The 19,923-nt window shown below is 59.1% G+C and carries 14 protein-coding genes; 12 read left to right on the top strand and 2 right to left on the bottom strand.

What is annotated here, in order from left to right; genetic code table 11:
* Positions 1-48 precede the first annotated feature (48 nt).
* The gene (locus AB7M22_RS01290) at positions 49-1,443 is read right to left on the bottom strand and encodes a PhoH family protein (protein ID WP_008010591.1); all 1,395 of its coding nucleotides are present in this window, start codon (positions 1,441-1,443) and stop codon (positions 49-51) included.
* 336 nt (positions 1,444-1,779) lie between these two features.
* On the bottom strand, positions 1,780-2,904 hold the full coding sequence (locus AB7M22_RS01285) for a polysaccharide deacetylase family protein (RefSeq protein WP_454184977.1): 1,125 nt from the start codon (positions 2,902-2,904) through the stop codon (positions 1,780-1,782).
* A gap of 179 nt (positions 2,905-3,083) precedes the next feature.
* Here AB7M22_RS01285 and yaaA point away from each other — a divergent pair, with 179 nt between their 5' ends.
* From yaaA to AB7M22_RS01225, 12 genes are all read left to right on the top strand, one after another.
* Positions 3,084-3,863 (top strand): peroxide stress protein YaaA, encoded by a 780-nt coding sequence (yaaA, locus tag AB7M22_RS01280; RefSeq protein WP_008010594.1) that lies wholly within the window; start codon positions 3,084-3,086, stop codon positions 3,861-3,863.
* 819 nt (positions 3,864-4,682) lie between these two features.
* On the top strand, positions 4,683-5,999 hold the full coding sequence (locus AB7M22_RS01275) for a nucleotide sugar dehydrogenase (protein WP_008010596.1): 1,317 nt from the start codon (positions 4,683-4,685) through the stop codon (positions 5,997-5,999).
* Between the two features lie 181 nt (positions 6,000-6,180).
* Positions 6,181-7,662: a mannuronan synthase gene (gene alg8 / locus AB7M22_RS01270; RefSeq protein ID WP_454184976.1), complete on the top strand. Its 1,482-nt coding sequence runs from the start codon at positions 6,181-6,183 to the stop codon at positions 7,660-7,662.
* A gap of 35 nt (positions 7,663-7,697) precedes the next feature.
* Positions 7,698-8,867, top strand: coding sequence for a PilZ domain-containing protein (locus AB7M22_RS01265; protein WP_454184975.1), 1,170 nt, complete (start codon positions 7,698-7,700; stop codon positions 8,865-8,867).
* A 9-nt stretch (positions 8,868-8,876) separates the two neighbouring features.
* Positions 8,877-10,385, top strand: a complete 1,509-nt coding sequence (gene algK / locus AB7M22_RS01260) for an alginate biosynthesis TPR repeat lipoprotein AlgK (RefSeq protein WP_454184974.1) — start codon at positions 8,877-8,879, stop codon at positions 10,383-10,385.
* Positions 10,382-11,869 (top strand): alginate export family protein, encoded by a 1,488-nt coding sequence (locus AB7M22_RS01255; protein ID WP_454184973.1) that lies wholly within the window; start codon positions 10,382-10,384, stop codon positions 11,867-11,869. Before algK ends, AB7M22_RS01255 begins: the two co-directional genes overlap by 4 nt.
* A 26-nt stretch (positions 11,870-11,895) precedes the next feature.
* The gene (algG, locus tag AB7M22_RS01250; protein ID WP_454184972.1) at positions 11,896-13,485 is read left to right on the top strand and encodes a mannuronan 5-epimerase AlgG; all 1,590 of its coding nucleotides are present in this window, start codon (positions 11,896-11,898) and stop codon (positions 13,483-13,485) included.
* Between the two features lie 10 nt (positions 13,486-13,495).
* Positions 13,496-14,947: an alginate O-acetyltransferase gene (locus AB7M22_RS01245; RefSeq protein WP_192346112.1), complete on the top strand. Its 1,452-nt coding sequence runs from the start codon at positions 13,496-13,498 to the stop codon at positions 14,945-14,947.
* An 11-nt stretch (positions 14,948-14,958) separates the two neighbouring features.
* Positions 14,959-16,092, top strand: a complete 1,134-nt coding sequence (locus AB7M22_RS01240; protein ID WP_454184971.1) for a mannuronate-specific alginate lyase — start codon at positions 14,959-14,961, stop codon at positions 16,090-16,092.
* Between the two features lie 208 nt (positions 16,093-16,300).
* On the top strand, positions 16,301-17,866 hold the full coding sequence (locus tag AB7M22_RS01235; protein WP_454184970.1) for an MBOAT family O-acyltransferase: 1,566 nt from the start codon (positions 16,301-16,303) through the stop codon (positions 17,864-17,866).
* Positions 17,867-17,877: 11 nt separating this feature from the next.
* Positions 17,878-19,053 (top strand): alginate O-acetyltransferase, encoded by a 1,176-nt coding sequence (locus AB7M22_RS01230; RefSeq protein ID WP_454184969.1) that lies wholly within the window; start codon positions 17,878-17,880, stop codon positions 19,051-19,053.
* A 14-nt stretch (positions 19,054-19,067) separates the two neighbouring features.
* On the top strand, positions 19,068-19,721 hold the full coding sequence (locus AB7M22_RS01225) for an alginate O-acetyltransferase AlgF (protein WP_007896386.1): 654 nt from the start codon (positions 19,068-19,070) through the stop codon (positions 19,719-19,721).
* Positions 19,722-19,923 lie beyond the last annotated feature (202 nt).

The following is a 19,923-nucleotide window of genomic DNA, read 5'->3' as shown; positions in this document are numbered from 1 at the left end:
CGGGTGCAAAAAACCGGGCGGCTTTGCGCCGCCCGGTTCTGGTGAGGGTTACAGATGCGATTCGGCGTATTCAGCCAGAATCGAGCGTGGCACCCCTTGCAGGGTGATGTGTACACCGTTGGGGAAGTCTTTGAAGCGCTCGGTCAAGTACGTCAGCCCGGAACTGGTCGCGGACAGGTAAGGGGTATCGATCTGCGCCAGGTTGCCCAGGCACACCACTTTGGAACCGGCGCCGGCACGGGTGATGATGGTTTTCATCTGGTGCGGCGTAAGGTTCTGACATTCATCGATCAGGATCAGACTCTGCTGGAAGCTGCGGCCTCGGATGTAGTTGAGGGATTTGAACTGCAACGGCACTTTGCTGAGGATGTAATCGACGCTTCCATGGGTGTTTTCGTCATCCATGTGCAGGGCTTCGAGGTTGTCGGTGATGGCGCCCAGCCAAGGCTCCATTTTTTCCGCTTCGGTGCCGGGCAGGAAACCGATCTCCTGGTCGAGACCCTGCACGCTGCGCGTGGCGATGATCCGGCGGTAGCGCTTGCTGACCATGGTCTGCTCGATCGCCGCCGCCAAGGCGAGGATTGTTTTACCCGAGCCGGCGGCCCCGGTCAGGTTGACCAGGTGGATGTCCGGATCAAGCAAGGCGTACAGCGCCAGGCTTTGATAGATGTCACGCGGTTTCAGGCCCCAGGCTTCCTGGTGCAACAGGGGTTCCTGATGCAGGTCGAGAATCAGCAGGCGGTCTTCCTCGATCTCCTTGATCCAGCCGACAAATCCCTGTTCGTCGATGATGAACTCATTGATATGCACAGCCGGCAGGTTGTCGATCAGCTGCACCTGATGCCAGGTGCGACCGTGGTCCTGACGGGTTTCGACATTCTTCACGCGATCCCAGAAGGAGCCGTCCATGTTGTGATAACCATTGGGCAGCAGCGAGACGTCGTCAACCAGTTGGTCGGTGCTGTAGTCCTCGGCCGCGATCCCGCACGCCCGGGCCTTGAGGCGCATGTTGATGTCTTTGGTGACCAGCACCACGGGCAGTTTCGGCTCGCGCGCGTGCAGGTCGATCAACTGGTTGATGATGATGTTGTCGTTCAGATGCTCGGGCAGAATGATGTTCGGCTCAGTGCGCTTGCTCATCAGAATTGACAGCAAACCCTTGGGCCCACTCTTGCCACGCTGGATCGGTACACCGAGTTCGACGTCTTCGGGGCTGGCATCGCCCAAAGTCTTGTCGATCAGGCGAATCGCCTGGCGGCATTCCGCGGCAACGCTGTGATGCCCGCTCTTGAGCTTGTCCAGCTCTTCAAGCACGGTCATCGGGATGGCGACGTGGTGTTCTTCGAAATTAAGCAGGGCGTTTGGATCGTGAATCAATACGTTGGTATCGAGTACATAAAGGATTGGCTGGTTGGAAGAAGGGCTACGTCCGTGATCATCCATACTCGGTCACCTTTGTGGGAGCCAGTCGACGCAATACCATGACAGTGCTGCGCCTCGAAGTGGCCGCCGAATTCACCTGCGAGGAGTCAAGTGAACTGCACACAAACTGGGGTCTTGGGAGACGCCACCTGTGTTGCAGGTTTCGGCGGTCTGTCTTCGTAATACTCCAAAACATGTGACAGAAAAAAGCACTTTGACGTTTTTTTGAAGTTTATTTTTCAGAGTGACGAATAGCCCTTGGCGTGCAGGCAATGTGCCGTTAAAGTCGGAAGTCCGCCTGCACCGTTTTCTCTCCAGAAATCGCCCTTCCCCCAATGTTTACGGCCTTTTACCGTTTCAGCGAAACGCGTCCTGACAGTCTGCCCAACCGATCCCGCTTGGCGCCGTTTGCGTAATGAGCCAGGGTATCGCCGTTTTCAGCGCATCCTGCTTCACATTGAAATTGATCACCCCGTGCCGCCACAGCAGCATCAGGGTCAGCACCCGTTGTGCGCTCTGGCTGCCCTTGAGCTTGCCGGCGCCGTCCTGGGCATCGATGTCCCACAACGCCACCTGCAAGCCCTGAGACGTGAAGAAGCCTTCAGCATCGGACCGCCGCTGGCCATCGGGCGGGCGAAACAACGGCACGTAATTCTCCGGCAGCTTGCTTTTGACCAGCTCGACGCTGCGTCGCACCGAGTCCTGCCAGTCTTGCCAGTGGCTGTGGGAGCGGAACTCCCAGCCTTGCACGCCAACGCATTGCTGCGAATAAGTCCCTTGCAGACTGGCCACCGAACGCTCGGCCAGACGGGCCTGAATGTCCTTGCCGAGGACGAAGAACGTAGCGTTCATGTTCGATTTGCGCAGGTACTCAGTGACCCAGGCGGTGTTATCTGGCGCGGCGTTGGCGGCGCTGTCGAAGGTCAGCAGGAACAGCCGGTCATTCATGGCATCGCCGTTGCGCTCATAGTCGCCAAAACGATCGACTTCACTGCTGGTCTGCGGAAACAACGCGGCCTTGCGCAACTGCTCGTCCAGGTACTGGGCGTGGAACAACCGGCTCGGCTCGGCCCATTTGATGTAATAGCTGTCGTCGCTCACCTGAAACTTGGCCGCTTGCTCACGCAAGGTGGCCATGTCCTCGACCAGGAAACAGAAGGAGGCATCCTGATCGCAACTCTGCTGGGCGAAGTTGTAATTGGTCAGCAAACGCTGCCATAGGCGTTGGCGCAGCTGGTTGACCGACTCCAGATTGAGGGTGCGCAGCCCCAGGCGTTGAGCCAGGCTTGCTTCATCCAGCGATTCACTGGCCAGCAGAACCCGGGCAAACATGAGGATTTCGGCGCGCGAGGCGACGTCGAACAACGTCGGGCTGCTGAGCTGTTCAGGCCAGGTGCTGCGATCCAGCGTCGCCACATCGCCCGGCGCCGCCATGGCGCCAAAGCTCAAGAGCCAGGCCGAGAATAGAAAAACGATACGCAATGGGATGTCTCCATAACAAAACCCGCGCGGCACTATAGCTGATCCCGCTCACATTCCCGCAGCAGCACCGATCTCCCGTAGGGTTTTGTACATAGCTACCGATCACCTATGGACTTGATAGCTGGAGTCAACACAGACAACCCCCTAGAATCGCCCCCACGATTAAAGGAGACGACTTCATGCTGATGGTGATTTCCCCCGCCAAGACCCTCGATTACGAAACACCGCCGGCGACCCAGCGCTTCACTCAGCCGCAATACCTCGACCATTCCCAGGAACTGATCCTGCAACTGCGCGACCTGACGCCGGCGCAGATCAGCGAGCTGATGCACGTCTCCGACAAGATCGGCGGTCTCAATGCCGCGCGTTTCGGTAGCTGGACCCCGGCCTTCACCCCAGCCAACGCCAAGCAGGCCTTGCTGGCATTCAAGGGTGATGTGTACACCGGCCTGAATGCACAAACCTTCAGCGAAGCCGACTTCGATTACGCCCAACAACACTTGCGCATGCTCTCCGGCCTGTACGGCCTGCTGCGCCCCTTGGACCTGATGCAGCCCTATCGGCTGGAGATGGGCACCAAACTGGCCAATGCCCGTGGCAAAGACCTTTACGCCTTCTGGGGTACACGGATCAGCGAATGGCTGAACGAAGCCTTGGCCGATCAAGGCGACGACGTGCTGCTGAACCTGGCCTCCAACGAGTACTTCTCGGCGGTCAAACGCAGTGCCTTGAACGCGCGCATCATCAATACCGAGTTCAAGGATCTGAAGAACGGCCAGTACAAAATCATCAGCTTCTACGCGAAAAAGGCTCGCGGGATGATGAGTCGCTTCGTCATTGAAGAACGCATCAATGACCCGGCCGCTCTCAAGCAGTTCGACGTTCAGGGTTATCGCTACAGCGCCGAACAGTCTAAACCGGACAATCTGGTGTTCCTGCGCGATCACGCACCGGAGTAATAGAGCCTGCACTAAGTCAGCGCACGACACCCATTACTTCGTCGTGCGCGCCCCCTTTAATCGTCGAACAACTCCTTCCCTTTCGCCGTTTTATTGGCGCCAATATTCAAGCACTCCAATTTCTAACTTTAGTTTCACTCGACATTGAGCATTTTTTTCAGTAGTGGCACTGAAAATTTTTACTCGTAGTGGCAAAAACATATCCATCGCGACAATCGCCCCATATATAAAGGGCCAAACGGCAAGTGCTATCAATATGAAAGCAGTGCCATCTTTTTCAATATTTCAAGAAATTTCAGAATTCGCGATGGGCGGACAGGAACTATGTCCAAATGCGCCGCTCATACCACCGGTAACGATTCTCTCGGTGATTGTGCGAGATAACTTACACAGACAAGAGATCGATGTAGCGAAGTTGTCACACTTACTTGGGCCTACTGATCACTTATTTGGGCAACACATGAAGGACAGGAGATAACGCACCATTACTATCCCCTACAAGGCCACGGCTGCGCCCCTATAAACGTGCTCACCTGAGCACCCAACCGCTTGATTTGCGGGCTTTCGGGCCTGGCATTGAGCGCGCAAGACCTTTGCACGAATGTCTTCTGAAAAGAGGATCGGCTGCATAACAGGGCAAGTCATAACAATAAGGCCTGGCTGCGCACATCTTGAGTGCATTTATTTAGACACTCGGAACTTAGTATGCCTGCCCACGGCATTGTGGCGCCTTTAAGTCGCACTTACGAGTGCACTATGACCGCTGAACACCATTAACTCCGGCCATGTAATGGCTTGATAAATACAGAGGTAATTGCGATGCGCATCAGCATATTTGGTTTGGGTTACGTCGGCGCAGTATGTGCCGGTTGCCTGTCTGCACGAGGCCATGACGTCGTTGGCGTCGATGTTGCCAAAGACAAAATCGATATGATCAACGCCGGCCGTTCGCCGATCGTTGAACCGGGTCTGGGCGAACTTCTGAAGCAGGGTATCGAGACGGGCAAATTGCGCGGCACGACCAACTTCGCCGAGGCGATTCGCGACACCGACCTGTCGATGATCTGCGTCGGTACGCCGAGCAAGAAGAACGGCGACCTGGAACTGAACTACATCGAAGCCGTGTGCCGCGAAATCGGTTTTGTCCTGCGTGACAAGACCACCCGCCACACCATCGTGGTTCGCAGCACCGTCCTGCCGGGCACCGTGGCAAACGTGGTGATCCCGATCCTCGAAGACTGCTCCGGCAAAAAAGCCGGCGTCGACTTCGGCGTAGCGGTCAACCCTGAGTTCCTGCGTGAAAGCACCGCGATTGCCGATTACGACCTGCCGCCAATGACCGTTATCGGCGAGTTCGACAAGGCCTCGGGCGACGTTCTGCAATCGCTGTACGAAGAGCTCGACGCGCCGATCATCCGCAAGGACATCGCCGTTGCCGAGATGATCAAGTACACCTGCAACGTGTGGCACGCCACCAAGGTGACCTTCGCCAACGAAATCGGCAACATCGCCAAAGCTGTCGGCGTCGATGGTCGTGAAGTGATGGAAGTGGTCTGCCAGGACAAAACACTGAACCTGTCCCAGTACTACATGCGCCCAGGCTTTGCGTTCGGCGGCTCCTGCTTGCCTAAAGACGTCCGCGCCCTGACCTACCGCGCCGGTTCCCTGGACGTGGAAGCACCGCTGCTCAACTCGCTGATGCGCAGTAACGAATCCCAGGTGCAGAACGCGTTCGACATCGTCTCCAGCCACGACAAACGCAAAGTCGCCCTGCTGGGTCTGAGCTTCAAGGCCGGCACCGACGACCTGCGCGAAAGCCCACTGGTTGATCTGGCGGAAATGCTGATCGGCAAGGGCTACGACCTGAGCATTTACGACAGCAACGTCGAATACGCCCGCGTTCACGGTGCGAACAAGGATTACATCGAGTCGAAGATTCCTCACGTCTCGTCCTTGCTCAACTCCAACTTCGACGAAGTGATCGCAAACTCCGACGTGATCATCCTCGGCAACCGTGACGAGAAATTCCGCGCCCTGGCGCTGGAAGCTCCACACGGCAAGCAAGTGGTCGACCTGGTTGGCTTCATGTCCAAAGCCACCAGCGTGAGTGGCCGGACTGAAGGCATCTGCTGGTAACACCCTCCTCGTAGGAGCCTGGCTTGCCGGCGAACCAGGCGACGTGATGTGTCAGGTACGCCGCCTTCGCGGGCAAGCCTCGCTCCTACAGGTCTGATGAGATCGACTTGGCTTTCTACGCCTGCCTTAACCCCATCGGGCCACCCCACAGGCTCGCCCGAGATCGAGACGGATGCAGATTATGCACAGGCTAAAGCACGGCCTACTTCAGGCCGCCGGTTGGCTGTTTTACCTAAGTTTACTGATGGGCATCGCCATGGCGCTGCCTACGTCCACGTTCGACTCCGAGTCGAAGGACTTCATCTTCCTGATCGGTATCGTCGGTATCTGGCGCTACTCGATGGGTGCCACGCACTTTCTGCGCGGCATGCTGTTTCTGTACGTGGTCTACCCGCACCTGCGGCGCAAAGTGCGCAAGCTGGGTAAAGCGGCAGACCCGTCCCATGTATTTCTGATGGTCACCAGTTTCCGTATCGACGCGCTGACCACCGCTCAGGTCTACAGCTCGGTAATCCGCGAGGCCATCGACTGCGGCCTGCCGACTACCGTGGTGTGCTCCATCGTGGAAATGTCCGATGAGCTGCTGGTCAAGAGTCTCTGGAAGCGCATGAACCCACCGACGCGAGTCAAGCTCGACTTCGTGCGCATTCCCGGTACCGGCAAGCGCGATGGCCTGGCTTACGGTTTCCGCGCCATCTCCCGCCACCTGCCGGACGACCGCGCCGTGGTTGCAGTGATTGATGGCGACACCGTGCTGGCCGAAGGCGTCGTGCTCAAGACCGTGCCGTGGTTCCAGCTGTTCGGCAATGTCGGCGGCCTGACCACCAACGAGTTCTGCGAAGTACGCGGCGGCTACATCATGAGTGAATGGCACAAACTGCGATTCGCCCAGCGCCACATCAACATGTGCTCGATGGCCCTGTCCAAGCGCGTGTTGACCATGACCGGCCGGATGTCGGTATTCCGCGCCACCGTGGTGACCAACCCGGACTTCATCGCCGATGTGGAAAGCGACTCGCTGCAACACTGGCGCCTGGGTCGCTTCAAGTTCCTGACCGGTGACGACAAGTCGAGCTGGTTCAGCCTGATGCGCCTGGGCTATGACACTTTCTACGTGCCGGACGCCGCTATCCACACCGTGGAGCACCCGCCTGAGAAGAGCTTCATCAAGGCCAGCCGCAAACTGATGTTTCGCTGGTACGGCAACAACCTGCGGCAGAACTCCCGCGCCCTGGGCCTGGGGATGAAACGCCTCGGCCTGTTCACCTCGGTGGTGCTGTTCGATCAGCGCGTGTCGATGTGGACGTCCTTGCTGGGCCTGACTGTGGCACTCATCGCCACCTTCAAGTACGGCAGCGCGTTCATCCTGGTTTACCTGCTGTGGATCGGCATCACTCGTCTGATCCTGACCGTGCTGCTGTCCTGCTCCGGCCACCGGATCGGCCCTGCCTACCCGGCGATTCTCTATTACAACCAGATCGTCGGTGCACTGGTGAAGATCTACGTGTTCTTCCGCCTCGACCAACAGTCCTGGACTCGCCAGCCCACTTCTCTGACCCGTGATCTCGCCAGCTTTCAACGTTGGTTCAACACTTGGTCGTCTCGGACCATGACCTTCTCCGCCGGCAGCATTTTTGTTGCCGTGCTGCTGATGATGGTCTGACCGAACTCGCCTGAATTAACTAGGAAATCGCCCATATGAATACCGCCGTCAACTCCAACGTAGTGCACGAATCCGAAGCCCAGCGCCAACACGCTCGCGTGAAAATCCCGGCCAAGCTGCGTTTCTTCGGTCCAGACCGGACTCCGGTTGAAGCCCGGCTCATCGACCTTTCCGCTGGCGGCCTGGCGTTCAACGCCGGTCAGCTGCCGCTGAAGGTCGGCGATGTGCACAAGGCCCGTCTGCAATTCGTGATCGATAACCTCGGCCTGGCCATGGACGTGGAATTGCAAATCCGCTCCGTCGATCGCCAGACCGGTCGTATCGGTTGCCAGTTCCAGAACCTGGAACCCCGGGACATTTCCACCCTGCGCCACCTGATCACCTCGCACCTGGCCGGCGACATCGTCAGCGTGGGTGAAATGCTGGCGACCCTGCAGCGCGACAACTTCACCAAGGCGCGCAAGGTCAAGGATGGCGGCCACGGCATGACCCCGCTCGGCCGTCTGAAAGCGGTGACCTTCAGCGCCGGTATCTTCGTGGTCGGCCTGGTGGCGTTCGGTTTCATTTTCAAATCGGTGTACGGCATGTACTTCGTCAGCCACGCCCAGGCCGGTCTGGTCAGCGTGCAGGGCATGAACATCACCATGCCGCGCGATGGCACCGTGCAGAGCCTGATCAAGGCTGACGGCGTTGCCGCCAAAGGCGCACCGCTGGCGACCTTCAGCACCAGCATGCTCGACGTACTCAAGGGCCATCTGGATGAAGGTCAACTGCAACCGTCCAAGGTTGAAGAGCTGTTCGGCAAACAAATGACCGGCACCCTGACGTCGCCGTGCGATTGCACCGTGGCTCAGCAATTGGTGGCCAACGGTCAGTACGCCAGCAAAGGCGACGTGATCTTCCAACTGGTGCCGCGCAACACCGAAGCCAACGTTGAAGCTCGCTTCTCCTATCGCCAGTTCGGCGACGTGCGTCCAGGCACCTCGGTCAGCTTCCAGATCGCCGGCGAAGACCAAACCCGTACCGGCAAGATCGTCAGCAGCACCAGCCTGAAAAGCGCCGACCTGTCGTCCGACATCCGCGTGCAGATCAAACCTGACGAGCCACTGGACAGCGCCTTCGCTGGTCGCCCGGTGGAAGTGAACAGCACTCGTGGCCCGAACCTGAACTGGCTGATCAACAAAGCCATGGCCGCCGGTCTTTAAACAGAGGACATGCCCGTGACGACTCCATATTTCCTCAGAACACCGCACACCCTGTGGGAGCGAGCCTGCTCGCGATGGGATCAGCGCGGCCTGTCTGATGCACCGAGCCGCCCGAATCGCGAGCAGGCTCGCTCCCACATAGGATCACTGTGTGCCGTTGCATTGGCCGTGAGCCTGGCCGGTTGCGCCGGTCTGCCTGACCAGCGTCTGGCCAATGAAGCCCTCAAGCGCGGCGACACCGCGCTGGCGGCGCAGAACTACCAGCAACTGGCAGACCTGGGTTACAGCGAAGCTCAGGTTGGCCTGGCCGACCTGCAGGTCGACAGCCGTGACCCGGCGCAAATCAAAAAGGCCGAGGCGACTTACCGCGCCGCGGCCAGCGTCTCGCCGCGGGCTCAGGCTCGCCTGGGTCGTCTGCTGGTGGCCAAACCCGGCGCCACCGAAGCCGAACACCACGAAGCCGAAGCGCTGTTGAAGAAAGCCTCGGCCAATGGCGAAGGCAACACCCTGATCCCGCTGGCGATGCTGTACCTGCAATACCCGCACAGTTTCCCGAACGTCAACGCCCAGCAGCAGATCAGCCAATGGCGCGCCGAAGGCAAACCGGAAGCAGGCTTGGCGCAAGTGCTGCTCTATCGCACCCAGGGCACTTACGACCAACACCTGGATGACGTGGAAAAGATCTGCAAAGCGGCGTTGAACACCACCGACATCTGCTACGTCGAACTGGCCACGGTCTATCAGAAACGCGGCCAGCCAGAGCAACAGGCAGAACTGATCAAGCAGATGCAGGCGGGTCACAGCCGTGGCGTCGTCACTGCGCAACGTGTGGACAGTGTGGCTCGCGTCCTGGGCGATGCAAGCCTGGGCAAGACCGACGAGAAAACCGCTCAGTCGCTGCTCGAAGGCATTGCACCTGGCTACCCGGCATCCTGGGTCAGCCTGGCGCAATTGCTCTACGACTTCCCGGAACTGGGCGACGTCGACACCATGATGAAGTACCTGGACAACGGCCGCGCCGCTGATCAGCCCCGCGCCGAACTGTTGCTGGGCAAGCTCTACTTCGAAGGAAAAATGGTGCCGGCCGACGCCAAGGTCGCCGAAGAGCACTTCAAGAAAGCCGTTGGCCGTGAAGTCGCCGCCGATTACTACCTCGGCCAGATTTACCGTCGTGGTTACCTGGGCAAGGTCTATCCGCAGAAAGCCCTGGATCACCTGCTGACCGCTGCGCGCAACGGCCAGAACAGCGCCGACTTCGCCATTGCCCAACTGTTCTCCCAAGGCAAGGGCACCCGGCCCGACCCGGTCAACGCTTACGTCTTCAGCCAGCTGGCCAAGGCTCAAGACACCCCGCAAGCCAATGAGCTTGCGCAAACCATCGAAGCACAACTGCCGCCCGAACGGCTGGCCGAGGCCCAACGCCTGTTGAAACAGGAACAGGCCATTCGTAGCACCGTGAGTCCGGACACGCTGGAACTGCACGCCCTGCAAGAAGAAGACGGCGAGGAATCCCTATGAAGCTCAATCCATTCGTTAAGGCCGGTATTGGCCTGACATTCGCCCTGCTGTGGTCGTGCCCGACCCTGGCGGCCCTGACCGAAGACAAGAATTTCGGCCTCGAAGTCAAAGTTACCGGCCAGTCCGAAGACGACCGTGACCTGGGCACCGCCAGTGGCGGCGACGTTAACGGCGTTGGCCTCGACCTGCGTCCATGGGTGTACGGCGAAAGCGGCGCATGGAGCGCTTACGCCATGGGTCAAGCCGTGACGTCCACCGACATCATCGAAACGGACACCCTTCAACAGTCCGACAGCGACGGTACCCAGACCACCGACAACGGTGATCGCAAAACCAAGAAGAACTACCTGGCGATGCGCGAGTTCTGGGTCGGCTACAGCGGCCTCACGCCCTACCCTGGCGAGATCCTCAAGCTCGGTCGCCAACGCCTGCGCAACGACGACGGCCAATGGCGCGACACCAACATCGAAGCCCTGAACTGGACCTTCGACACCACCCTGTTGCGCGCCAACGTCGGTGTCGCCGAACGCTTCAGCGAATACCGCACCGACTTGAAAGAGCTGGCCCCCAAGGACAAGGATCGCCTGCACGTTTTCGGCGACGTTGCCACTCAATGGTCGCCGGGCAACTGGGTCGGCATTCGCGGTCATCACACCCACGATAACGGCAAGCTCGACTACCCGGAGCCGGGCGTGGCCGGCGATTCGCTGGATAAAAAACAGAACGGCGACATCAGCTGGCTCGGCCTTACTGCCGATAGCGATGCCTACAACTGGCGCAACACCAACACCGTCAATTACTGGGGCAGCATCACCGGCATGAGCGGCGACACCGACACGGTCAACCCGCTGAACGCCGATGGCACGCGTCCGACCGAAGCCAAGCGCGGTGAAGACCTCAATGGCTGGGCCACCGATATTGGCCTGCGTCTGCGCCTTGATCCGCAGTGGCAAGTCGGTGCGGCGTATGCCCGTGCCAGCGCCGAGTACGAACAGACCGGTCTGGAAAGCAACCGTTCGAACTACACCGGTACACGTTCGCGGGTTCACCGTTTCGGCGAAGCCTTCCGTGGCGAAATGAACAACATGCAGACCGCTACCCTGTTCGGCTCGTGGATGCTCAACGACGAATACGACGCCAGTCTGATCTACCACAAGTTCTGGCGCGTCGACGGCAACAAGCCGGTCGGCAGCAACGGCATCAACGCCGTCGAAAACAACACCGACGACGTGACCGGCGCAATCCTCTCCAGCACCTCCCTGCCGTTGGAAGATGGCAACAAAGACCTCGGTCAGGAAATGGACCTGGTGGTCACCAAGTACTTCAAGCAAGGCCTGTTGCCGGCGGCGTTAAGCCAGTCGATCGATGAGCCTTCGGCCCTGGTACGGTTCCGTGGCGGTGTGTTCAAGCCCGGCGATGCGTATGGCAAAGAAGTCGACTCGTACATGCACCGCGCGTTTGTCGACGTGGTCTGGCGCTTCTGATGCAAACCGCGAAGGGAGTGCCCGACATGAACAGTGCCAAGAAAGGCTCGATCAGCCTGCTGGCCGGCGCGCTGCTGCTCGCCAGCGCAGCCGCCTTCGCCACCGTCGAACCGGTCAAGCCTGTGCAAGCGGGAAAACCGACGACCATAGCCAAGGGGTTGCAACAGGCCAAGACCTACACCGTCAGCAGCGCGCCAACCGCGCCGCTGGACTTGGCCAAGCCGAAACTGCCGGACACCTCTGGCTACACCGCCGAAGCCATCGCCGCGAAAATCGTGCGCACCAAACCCGGCAAGATCAGCGTGCGCCGGATGATGCAGGAAAACGCCCTGAAGGACTTCATCGGCGGCGACAACAAGATGGCCGAGTGGGTGGTGCGTCAGCATGGCATCCCGCAGGCGATCTTCGTCGACGACGGCTACATGAACCTCAAGGATCTGGCGAAGAAGCTGCCCAAGCAGTACTTCAGCGAAACCTCGCCGGGCGTGTTCCTGGCGAAGTTGCCGATTGTGGTCGGAGAAAAGGGCATTCTGGAAATCGACAAACAGACCCAGGAATTGCGCCTGTCCCAAGAGGCCGGTTCATTCCTGGTCAACGATGGCCAGCTGTTCGTGCGTGATACCAAAATCACCGGCTGGAGCGAGAAAGCAAACGGCCCGGCGGCCTTCAAGTCGCCCAAGGAATTCCGTCCGTTCCTGCTGTCCTGGGGTGGCACCGAAACCTACATCGCCAACAGCAAGATCGCCAGTTTCGGCTACGCCAACAGTAAGTCCTACGGCGTGAGTATTTCCCAATACACGCCGAACATGGCCAAGGTGCTCAAGCGCCCTGAACCGTCCGGCTGGATCGTCGGCTCCGAGTTCTCGGACATGTGGTACGGCTTCTACTGCTACGAAACCCGCGACTTCGTGGTCAAGGGCAACACCTACAAAGACAACATCGTCTACGGCATTGACCCCCATGACCGTTCCCACGGTCTGATCATCGCCGACAACACGGTGTACGGGACCAAGAAGAAGCACGGGATCATTATTTCCCGTGAGGTCAACGACAGTTTCATCTTCAACAACCGCAGCTACGACAACAAGCTCTCCGGCCTGGTGATCGACCGTAACAGTGTGAACAACCTGATCGCCTACAACGAGATCTACAAGAACCACACCGACGGCATCACTCTCTACGAGAGTGCTGACAACCTGTTGTGGGGCAACAAGGTGATCAGCAACCGACGCCACGGCATCCGTATTCGTAACAGTGTGAACATTCGCCTGTACGAAAACGTCTCGATGGCCAACGGCCTGACCGGTGTCTACGGGCACATCAAAGACCTGAGCGACACCGACCGGGACATCAAGCTCGACCCGTTCGACGCCGAGGTGTCGCTGATCGTGGTGGGTGGTGAACTGGCTGCCAATGGTAGCGGACCACTGTCGATCGACTCGCCGCTGAGCGTGGAGTTGTATCGCGTGTCGATGCTCGCACCGACCAAATCCAGCGGCATCAGCTTCTCGGGGATCCTCGGCGAGCGCCAGGATGAAATTCTCGACCTGCTGGTGCGCCAGCAGAAAGCCGTGCTGATCGACCCTGTCGAACGCCAGACCGAAATGCGGGACTGAGGATAATTTTATGCACCCACACTTGATCAAATTACTCAGCCTGTCGGCCCTGACCGCGGGCATTCTCGCGGCCAGCACTGGCGTACGTGCCGAAGACGCCAAAGCCCCCAGTTTCAAGGCCGATGATTGCTGCAATCTCTGCCCGGAAGCCCACGACCCGAAGAACTACACCACCCGCTACCAGCAGAACTTCACCACACTGGTGCAGGCGCAGGGCGATTGGCTGTTCCGTACGCAAGAAGACTTGCGCACCGAGTTCGACACCACACCCGCTGGCTACAAGCGCATGAAGCAACTGCACGATGCGTTCAAGAGCAAAGGCGTGGAACTGGTCATCGTTTACCAGCCGACCCGTGGCCTGGTGAACCGCAACAAGCTGAACCCGGCCGAGAAGGCGAGTTACGATTTCGACAAGGCGCTGAAGAATTACAAAACCATGCTCGGGCGTTTCGCGCAGATGGGCTACGTGGTCCCGGACCTGTCGCCACTGACCAACGAATCGCTGCCCGACACCTTGCCAGCCCACGACTTCTACTTCCGCGGCGACCAACACTGGACGCCTTATGGCGCCCAACGCACGGCGAAAATCGTGGCCGAGAAGGTCAAGCAATTGCCGGCCTTCGCCGACGTTCCCAAGCGTGAATTCGAGACCCATAAGTCGGGTCGCATGGGCAAGACCGGAACGTTACACAACATGGCTGGTCAACTCTGTGGCACCAGCTACGCGATCCAGTACATGGATCAATTCACCACCGAGCCGAAAGGCGAAGCGGGCGATGGCGATCTGTTCAGTGATTCCGGCAATCCGGAAATCACCCTGGTCGGCACCAGCCACAGTGGCAAGAACTACAACTTCGCCGGTTTCCTCGAAGAGGCCATCGGCGCCGACATCCTCAACGTGGCATTCCCCGGTGGTGGCCTGGAAGGTTCGATGCTGCAGTACCTGGGCAGCGAAGAGTTCCAGACCAAACCGCCGAAAATCCTCATCTGGGAATTCTCGCCGCTTTATCGCCTCGATCAGGAAACCATCTACCGCCAGATGATGGCGCTGCTGGACAACGGTTGCGAAGGCAAAGATGCACAGATGAGCGCCAGCGCCACGCTGAAGCCGGGCAAAAACGAATTGATGGTCAACAGCAAGAACCTGGACCTGCGCAACAGCAGTCACCAGGTCGATATCCGCTTCGCCGACACCTCGGTGAAAACCTTGCAAGCCACCCTCTGGTACATGAATGGGCGCCACGAGGACATCAAGATCGACAAACCGGAAACCTCCGAAACCGACGGGCGTTTCGCCTTCGAGTTGCGCACGGACGAAGACTGGGCCTCGCAGAATCTGCTGGCCGTCGAAGTCCAGGGACCTGAAAAACCAGGTACCACGCCTCAGAAAGTCGAAGCGAAAATCTGCAAACGCAACGTGTTCTCCGGCGCCGAGCAGCGTACCGCTCAAGCCGGGCAATGAGGCTACCTCTTATGAACTGCATGCAAACCCGAACGCTGAAAAAGTTACTCGCGCCCTCCCTGCTGACGCTGGCGATGTTCGCCGGCGCCACCCAGGCCGCCGCGCCGCTGCGCCCGCCCCAGGGTTACTTCGCGCCAATTGAAAAAGTCAAAACCGGCGACAAGAGTGAAGGCTGCGACGCGATGCCGACGCCCTATACCGGCGCCCTGCAATTTCGCAGTAAATACGAAGGCTCCGACAAGGCCCGTTCGACCCTGAACGAGGCATCGGAAAAAGCCTTCCGCGAGACCACCGCCGACATCACCAAGATCGAGCGCGCCACCAGCAAGCGGGTGATGCAGTTCATGCGTGACGGTCGTCCGGAACAACTGGAATGCACGCTCAACTGGTTGACTGCCTGGGCGAAGGCCGATGCGTTGATGTCCAAGGACTTCAACCACACCGGCAAGTCCATGCGCAAATGGGCCTTGGGCAGCATGGCTTCGTCCTATGTTCGCCTGAAGTTCTCTGACTCGCATCCGCTGGCTACCCACCAGGAAGAAGCGCAAGTGATTGAAGCCTGGTTCAGCAAAATGGCTGATCAGGTAGTCAGCGATTGGGACAACCTGCCGCTCGAACAGACCAACAACCACTCGTACTGGGCAGCCTGGTCGGTGATGGCCACGTCGGTCGCCACCAACCGCCGCGATCTGTTCGATTGGGCCGTCAAGGAATACAAGGTCGGCGTCAATCAGGTCGACGCCCAAGGCTTCCTGCCCAACGAGCTCAAGCGCCAGCAACGCGCCCTCGCCTATCACAACTACGCCCTGCCGCCACTGGCGATGATCGCCAGTTTCGCTCAGGTCAACGGCGTCGATTTGCGCCAGGAAAACAACGGCGCCTTGAAACGCCTGGGTGATCGCGTGCTTGCAGGCGTGGAAGACCCGGATGAATTCGAGGAGAAGAACGGTAAAAAGCAGGACATGACCGACCTCAAGGTCGATTCGAAATTCGCCTGGCTCGAACCGTTCTGCTCGCTCTACACCTGCACGCCGGATGTGCTGGCGCAGAAACACAAAATGCAGCCGTTCAAGACCTTCCGCCTCGGCGGGGATTTGACCAAGGTCTACGACCCTGCCAGCGAGAAAGGCAAAAAAGGTTCTTAGGACACACGCAAACCCTGTAGGAGCGAGGCTCGCCCGCGAAGAACGATGACACGGTTCATCAGTTCCACCGCATAACGGCCTTCGCGGGCAAGCCTCGCTCCTACAGGAATCGCGGCGGTTTGAAATGTAATGCAACCACCCAGGATTTTGATGGGGGGTTTGGGGGGGCCTTGGCCCTTGACTGTTGGTTAAACATGGAGAGATCGGGATGGTATTTTCATCCAACGTGTTCCTGTTTCTGTTCTTGCCGATCTTTCTCGGCATGTACTACTTGAGCGGGCAACGCTATCGCAACTTGCTGCTGCTGATCGCCAGCTACGTGTTCTACGCCTGGTGGCGTGTGGACTTCCTTGCGCTGTTCGCAGCCGTCACGCTGTGGAACTACTGGATCGGCCTGAAGGTTGGCGCGGCAGGCGTTCGGACCAAACCGGCCCAGCGCTGGCTGCTCCTCGGCGTCGCGGTGGACCTGTGCATCCTCGGCTACTTCAAGTACGCCAACTTCGGCGTGGACAGCATCAACGCGATGATGACCTCGGTCGGTCTTTCGCCGTTCATCCTGACCCACGTGCTGTTGCCGATCGGGATCTCGTTCTACATCTTCGAGTCCATCAGCTACATCATCGACGTCTACCGTGGTGATACCCCGGCGACCCGCAACCTGATCGACTTTGCCGCATTCGTGGCGATCTTCCCGCACTTGATCGCCGGCCCCGTGTTGCGTTTCCGTGACCTGGCCGACCAGTTCAACAACCGCACCCACACCCTCGACAAGTTCTCCGAAGGTGCCACGCGGTTCATGCAGGGCTTCATCAAGAAGGTCTTCATCGCCGACACCCTGGCGGTCGTGGCCGACCATTGCTTCGCCTTGCAGAACCCGACCACGGGCGACGCCTGGCTCGGCGCCCTGGCCTACACCGCGCAGCTGTACTTCGACTTCTCCGGCTACAGCGACATGGCGATTGGTCTGGGCTTGATGATGGGTTTCCGTTTCATGGAAAACTTCAAACAGCCGTACATCAGCCAGTCGATCACCGAGTTCTGGCGTCGCTGGCACATCAGCCTGTCGACCTGGTTGCGTGACTATCTGTACATCACCCTCGGCGGTAACCGTAAAGGCACGCTGATGACTTATCGCAACCTGTTCCTGACCATGCTGCTCGGTGGTCTGTGGCACGGTGCGAACATCACCTACATCGTCTGGGGTGCCTGGCACGGCATGTGGCTGGCGATCGAAAAAGCCCTTGGCCTGAACACTTCGCCGCGCAGCATCAACCCGATCCGTTGGGCGCTGACCTTCCTGCTTGTGGTGATGGGCTGGGTGATCTTCCGCGCAGAAAACCTGCACGTCGCCGGTCGCATGTACGGTGCGATGTTCAGCTTCGGCGAATGGTCGCTGTCGGAACTCAACCAGGCCAGCCTCACCGGTCTGCAAGTGGCAACCCTGGTGGTGGCCTACGTCACCCTGGCGTTCTTCGGCATCCGTGATTTCTACACCAACCGGCCACCGGTCAAGACCAAGCCTGCGGTGAACACCGAAACCGACGGCCCTGCCGCAGCTACGCCTGGAATGATCAAAGCCGTACCGGGTGACAACCCGGCCAGCATCCACGAACCGGGTTACACCGTCGGCGTTGAAGCGACTGTGCAACCGGCCTACTGGACCGCTGACTGGTCCCGTTACGTGATGCGCGCCCTGGTGCTGCTGCTGTTCATCGCCTCGATTCTCAAACTCTCGGCGCAAAGCTTCTCGCCGTTCCTTTACTTCCAGTTCTGAGGGATCTGACTATGACCCGCTCATTACGCATCTTCTACATCGCCCTGTTCCTGGTGACCTTGCTAGTCCTGGGTGTGTGGTCGGTACGCAGCTTCTTCGGCTTCAGTACCAACGCCGATGCGACCGTGCTCAACGGTCGCTGGACCAAAGCCGTCGAGACGCACTACGACGACGAGTTCCCGATCAAGCGCCTGGGCACCAATCTTTGGGCCGCGCTGGATTTCAAACTGTTCAACGAAGGTCGTCCGGGCGTGGTGCTCGGTCGCGATCAGTGGCTCTACAGCGATGAAGAGTTCCACCCGATCGTCAACGAAGAGTTGAACCTGCAAGGCAACTACGCGCTGGTCGAAGGCGTGCGCCAGGAACTGAAAGAGAAAGGCGTGAAACTGGTGATGGCGATCGTGCCGGCCAAGACTCGCCTGTACCCGGAACACCTGGGTGAAGTGAAACCAGCGAGTATCCACGCCAATCTGTACCAGGACTTCCACGCACGTGTGGCGGCCACCAAGATCCTCGCTCCCGACCTGCTCGGCCCGCTGCAAAAGGCCAAGCAAGACGGTCAGCAAGTGTTCCTGCGCACCGACACCCACTGGACTCCGGAAGGCGCGCAAGTCGCTGCCCAGACCCTGGCCAAAACCATTGCCGACAAGGCTCCGCTCAGCGGCGAACCGCAAAACTTCGTCACCGAACCTGCGGAGAAGGTGACGCACAAGGGCGACCTGCGGTTGTTCCTGCCGCTGGATCCACTGTTCGAAAACCTGATGCCGGCGCAAGAACCTTTGCAGAAGCGCAACACCGTAGCGGCCCAGGATCAGCCTGCCGGTGACGACGCCCTGTTCGCCAACACTGAAGTGCCAGTGGCCCTGATCGGCACCAGCTACAGCGCCAACCCGAACTGGAACTTCGTCGGTGCGCTGAAAGAAGCGCTGCACAGCGACGTGGTCAATTACGCCGAAGACGGCCATGGCCCGATTCTGCCGATGCTCAGCTACCTGAAAAGCGATGCTTTCAAGAACAGCCCGCCACAAGTGCTGATCTGGGAGTTCCCTGAACGATATCTGCCTGTGAACAACGAAATCGGTGACGCCGACCCGCAGTGGGTCGCAGAGCTTAAACAAGCCGGCGCACGCCAACAAAACGTAGCTGCAAACACTAAATCCGAGACGCCCGACCGGGCGCAAAACTGAAAGAGAGGTACACCATGACTTTCACTACTACTCCTCGCCGTCTCGCTAAGACCTTTGCTCTCGTCGCTGGCATGAGCGTATTGTCCTTGCAGGCCTTCGCCGGTGACGCCGCGCTCTATGGCCCGACCGCACCGAAAGGCTCCAGTTTCGTGCGGGTCTACAACGCCGGTAACGCTGAAGTCAGCGCCACTGTTGGCACCACCAACCTGAACGAAGTCGCGCCGCTGTCCAGCACCGACTTCAGCTTCATGCCGGGCGGCGATTACAGCGCCAAGGTCGGCAGCCAGAGCCTGCCGGTGAAACTGGCCGGCGACCACTATTACACCCTGGTCAACAACGCCAGCGGCGCGCCGCAACTGATCGAAGAGCCGCCGTTCAAGAACAAACAGAAATCCCTGGTACGCGTGCAGAACCTCAGCGACAAGGCCCTGACCCTTAAAACCGCCGACGGCAAGACCGAAGTGGTCCCGTCCGTGGCGGCCAAAGGCCGTGGCGAGCGTGAAATCAACCCGGTGAAAGTCAGCCTGGCACTGTACGACGGCGCCACCAAAGTCGGCGACGTGAAACCGGTTGCCCTGGAACGAGGCGAAGCCGCGGTGCTGTACGTCACCGGCAGTGGCAGCAGCCTGTCGCCAGTGTGGGTAAAACGCCCGGTGTCGACGCGCTGATTAATTCTCTGAATTGACGCTCCCCCTGTGGGAGCGGGCTTGCCCGCGATGCAGACAACTCGGTGCAACAGATACTCCGAGGTGATGCCATCGCAGGCAAGCCAGCTCCCACAAGGGACCGAGGCGTCAATTTGGACACGGAACAAGAACAAGAGTGAAACGACAGAACGCAGTAGCTCTAACCAATCGATTTTGAAGGAGT

The sequence above is a fragment of the Pseudomonas sp. ADAK2 TE3594 genome, assembly GCF_053628675.1.
The sequence above is the reverse complement of the archived record's forward strand: the minus strand, read 5'-3'. Positions and strand labels throughout refer to the sequence as shown.

What these genes read in the sequence shown, in the direction of transcription:
- AB7M22_RS01290 (WP_008010591.1), bottom strand. Translation starts at nt 1,443, where the DNA reads ATGGATGATCACGGACGTAGCCCTTCTTCCAACCAGCCAATCCTTTAT.
- yaaA (WP_008010594.1), top strand. Translation starts at nt 3,084, where the DNA reads ATGCTGATGGTGATTTCCCCCGCCAAGACCCTCGATTACGAAACACCG.
- AB7M22_RS01275 (WP_008010596.1), top strand. Translation starts at nt 4,683, where the DNA reads ATGCGCATCAGCATATTTGGTTTGGGTTACGTCGGCGCAGTATGTGCC.
- alg8 (WP_454184976.1), top strand. Translation starts at nt 6,181, where the DNA reads ATGCACAGGCTAAAGCACGGCCTACTTCAGGCCGCCGGTTGGCTGTTT.
- AB7M22_RS01265 (WP_454184975.1), top strand. Translation starts at nt 7,698, where the DNA reads ATGAATACCGCCGTCAACTCCAACGTAGTGCACGAATCCGAAGCCCAG.
- algK (WP_454184974.1), top strand. Translation starts at nt 8,877, where the DNA reads ATGCCCGTGACGACTCCATATTTCCTCAGAACACCGCACACCCTGTGG.
- AB7M22_RS01255 (WP_454184973.1), top strand. Translation starts at nt 10,382, where the DNA reads ATGAAGCTCAATCCATTCGTTAAGGCCGGTATTGGCCTGACATTCGCC.
- algG (WP_454184972.1), top strand. Translation starts at nt 11,896, where the DNA reads ATGAACAGTGCCAAGAAAGGCTCGATCAGCCTGCTGGCCGGCGCGCTG.
- AB7M22_RS01245 (WP_192346112.1), top strand. Translation starts at nt 13,496, where the DNA reads ATGCACCCACACTTGATCAAATTACTCAGCCTGTCGGCCCTGACCGCG.
- AB7M22_RS01240 (WP_454184971.1), top strand. Translation starts at nt 14,959, where the DNA reads ATGAACTGCATGCAAACCCGAACGCTGAAAAAGTTACTCGCGCCCTCC.
- AB7M22_RS01235 (WP_454184970.1), top strand. Translation starts at nt 16,301, where the DNA reads ATGGTATTTTCATCCAACGTGTTCCTGTTTCTGTTCTTGCCGATCTTT.
- AB7M22_RS01230 (WP_454184969.1), top strand. Translation starts at nt 17,878, where the DNA reads ATGACCCGCTCATTACGCATCTTCTACATCGCCCTGTTCCTGGTGACC.
- AB7M22_RS01225 (WP_007896386.1), top strand. Translation starts at nt 19,068, where the DNA reads ATGACTTTCACTACTACTCCTCGCCGTCTCGCTAAGACCTTTGCTCTC.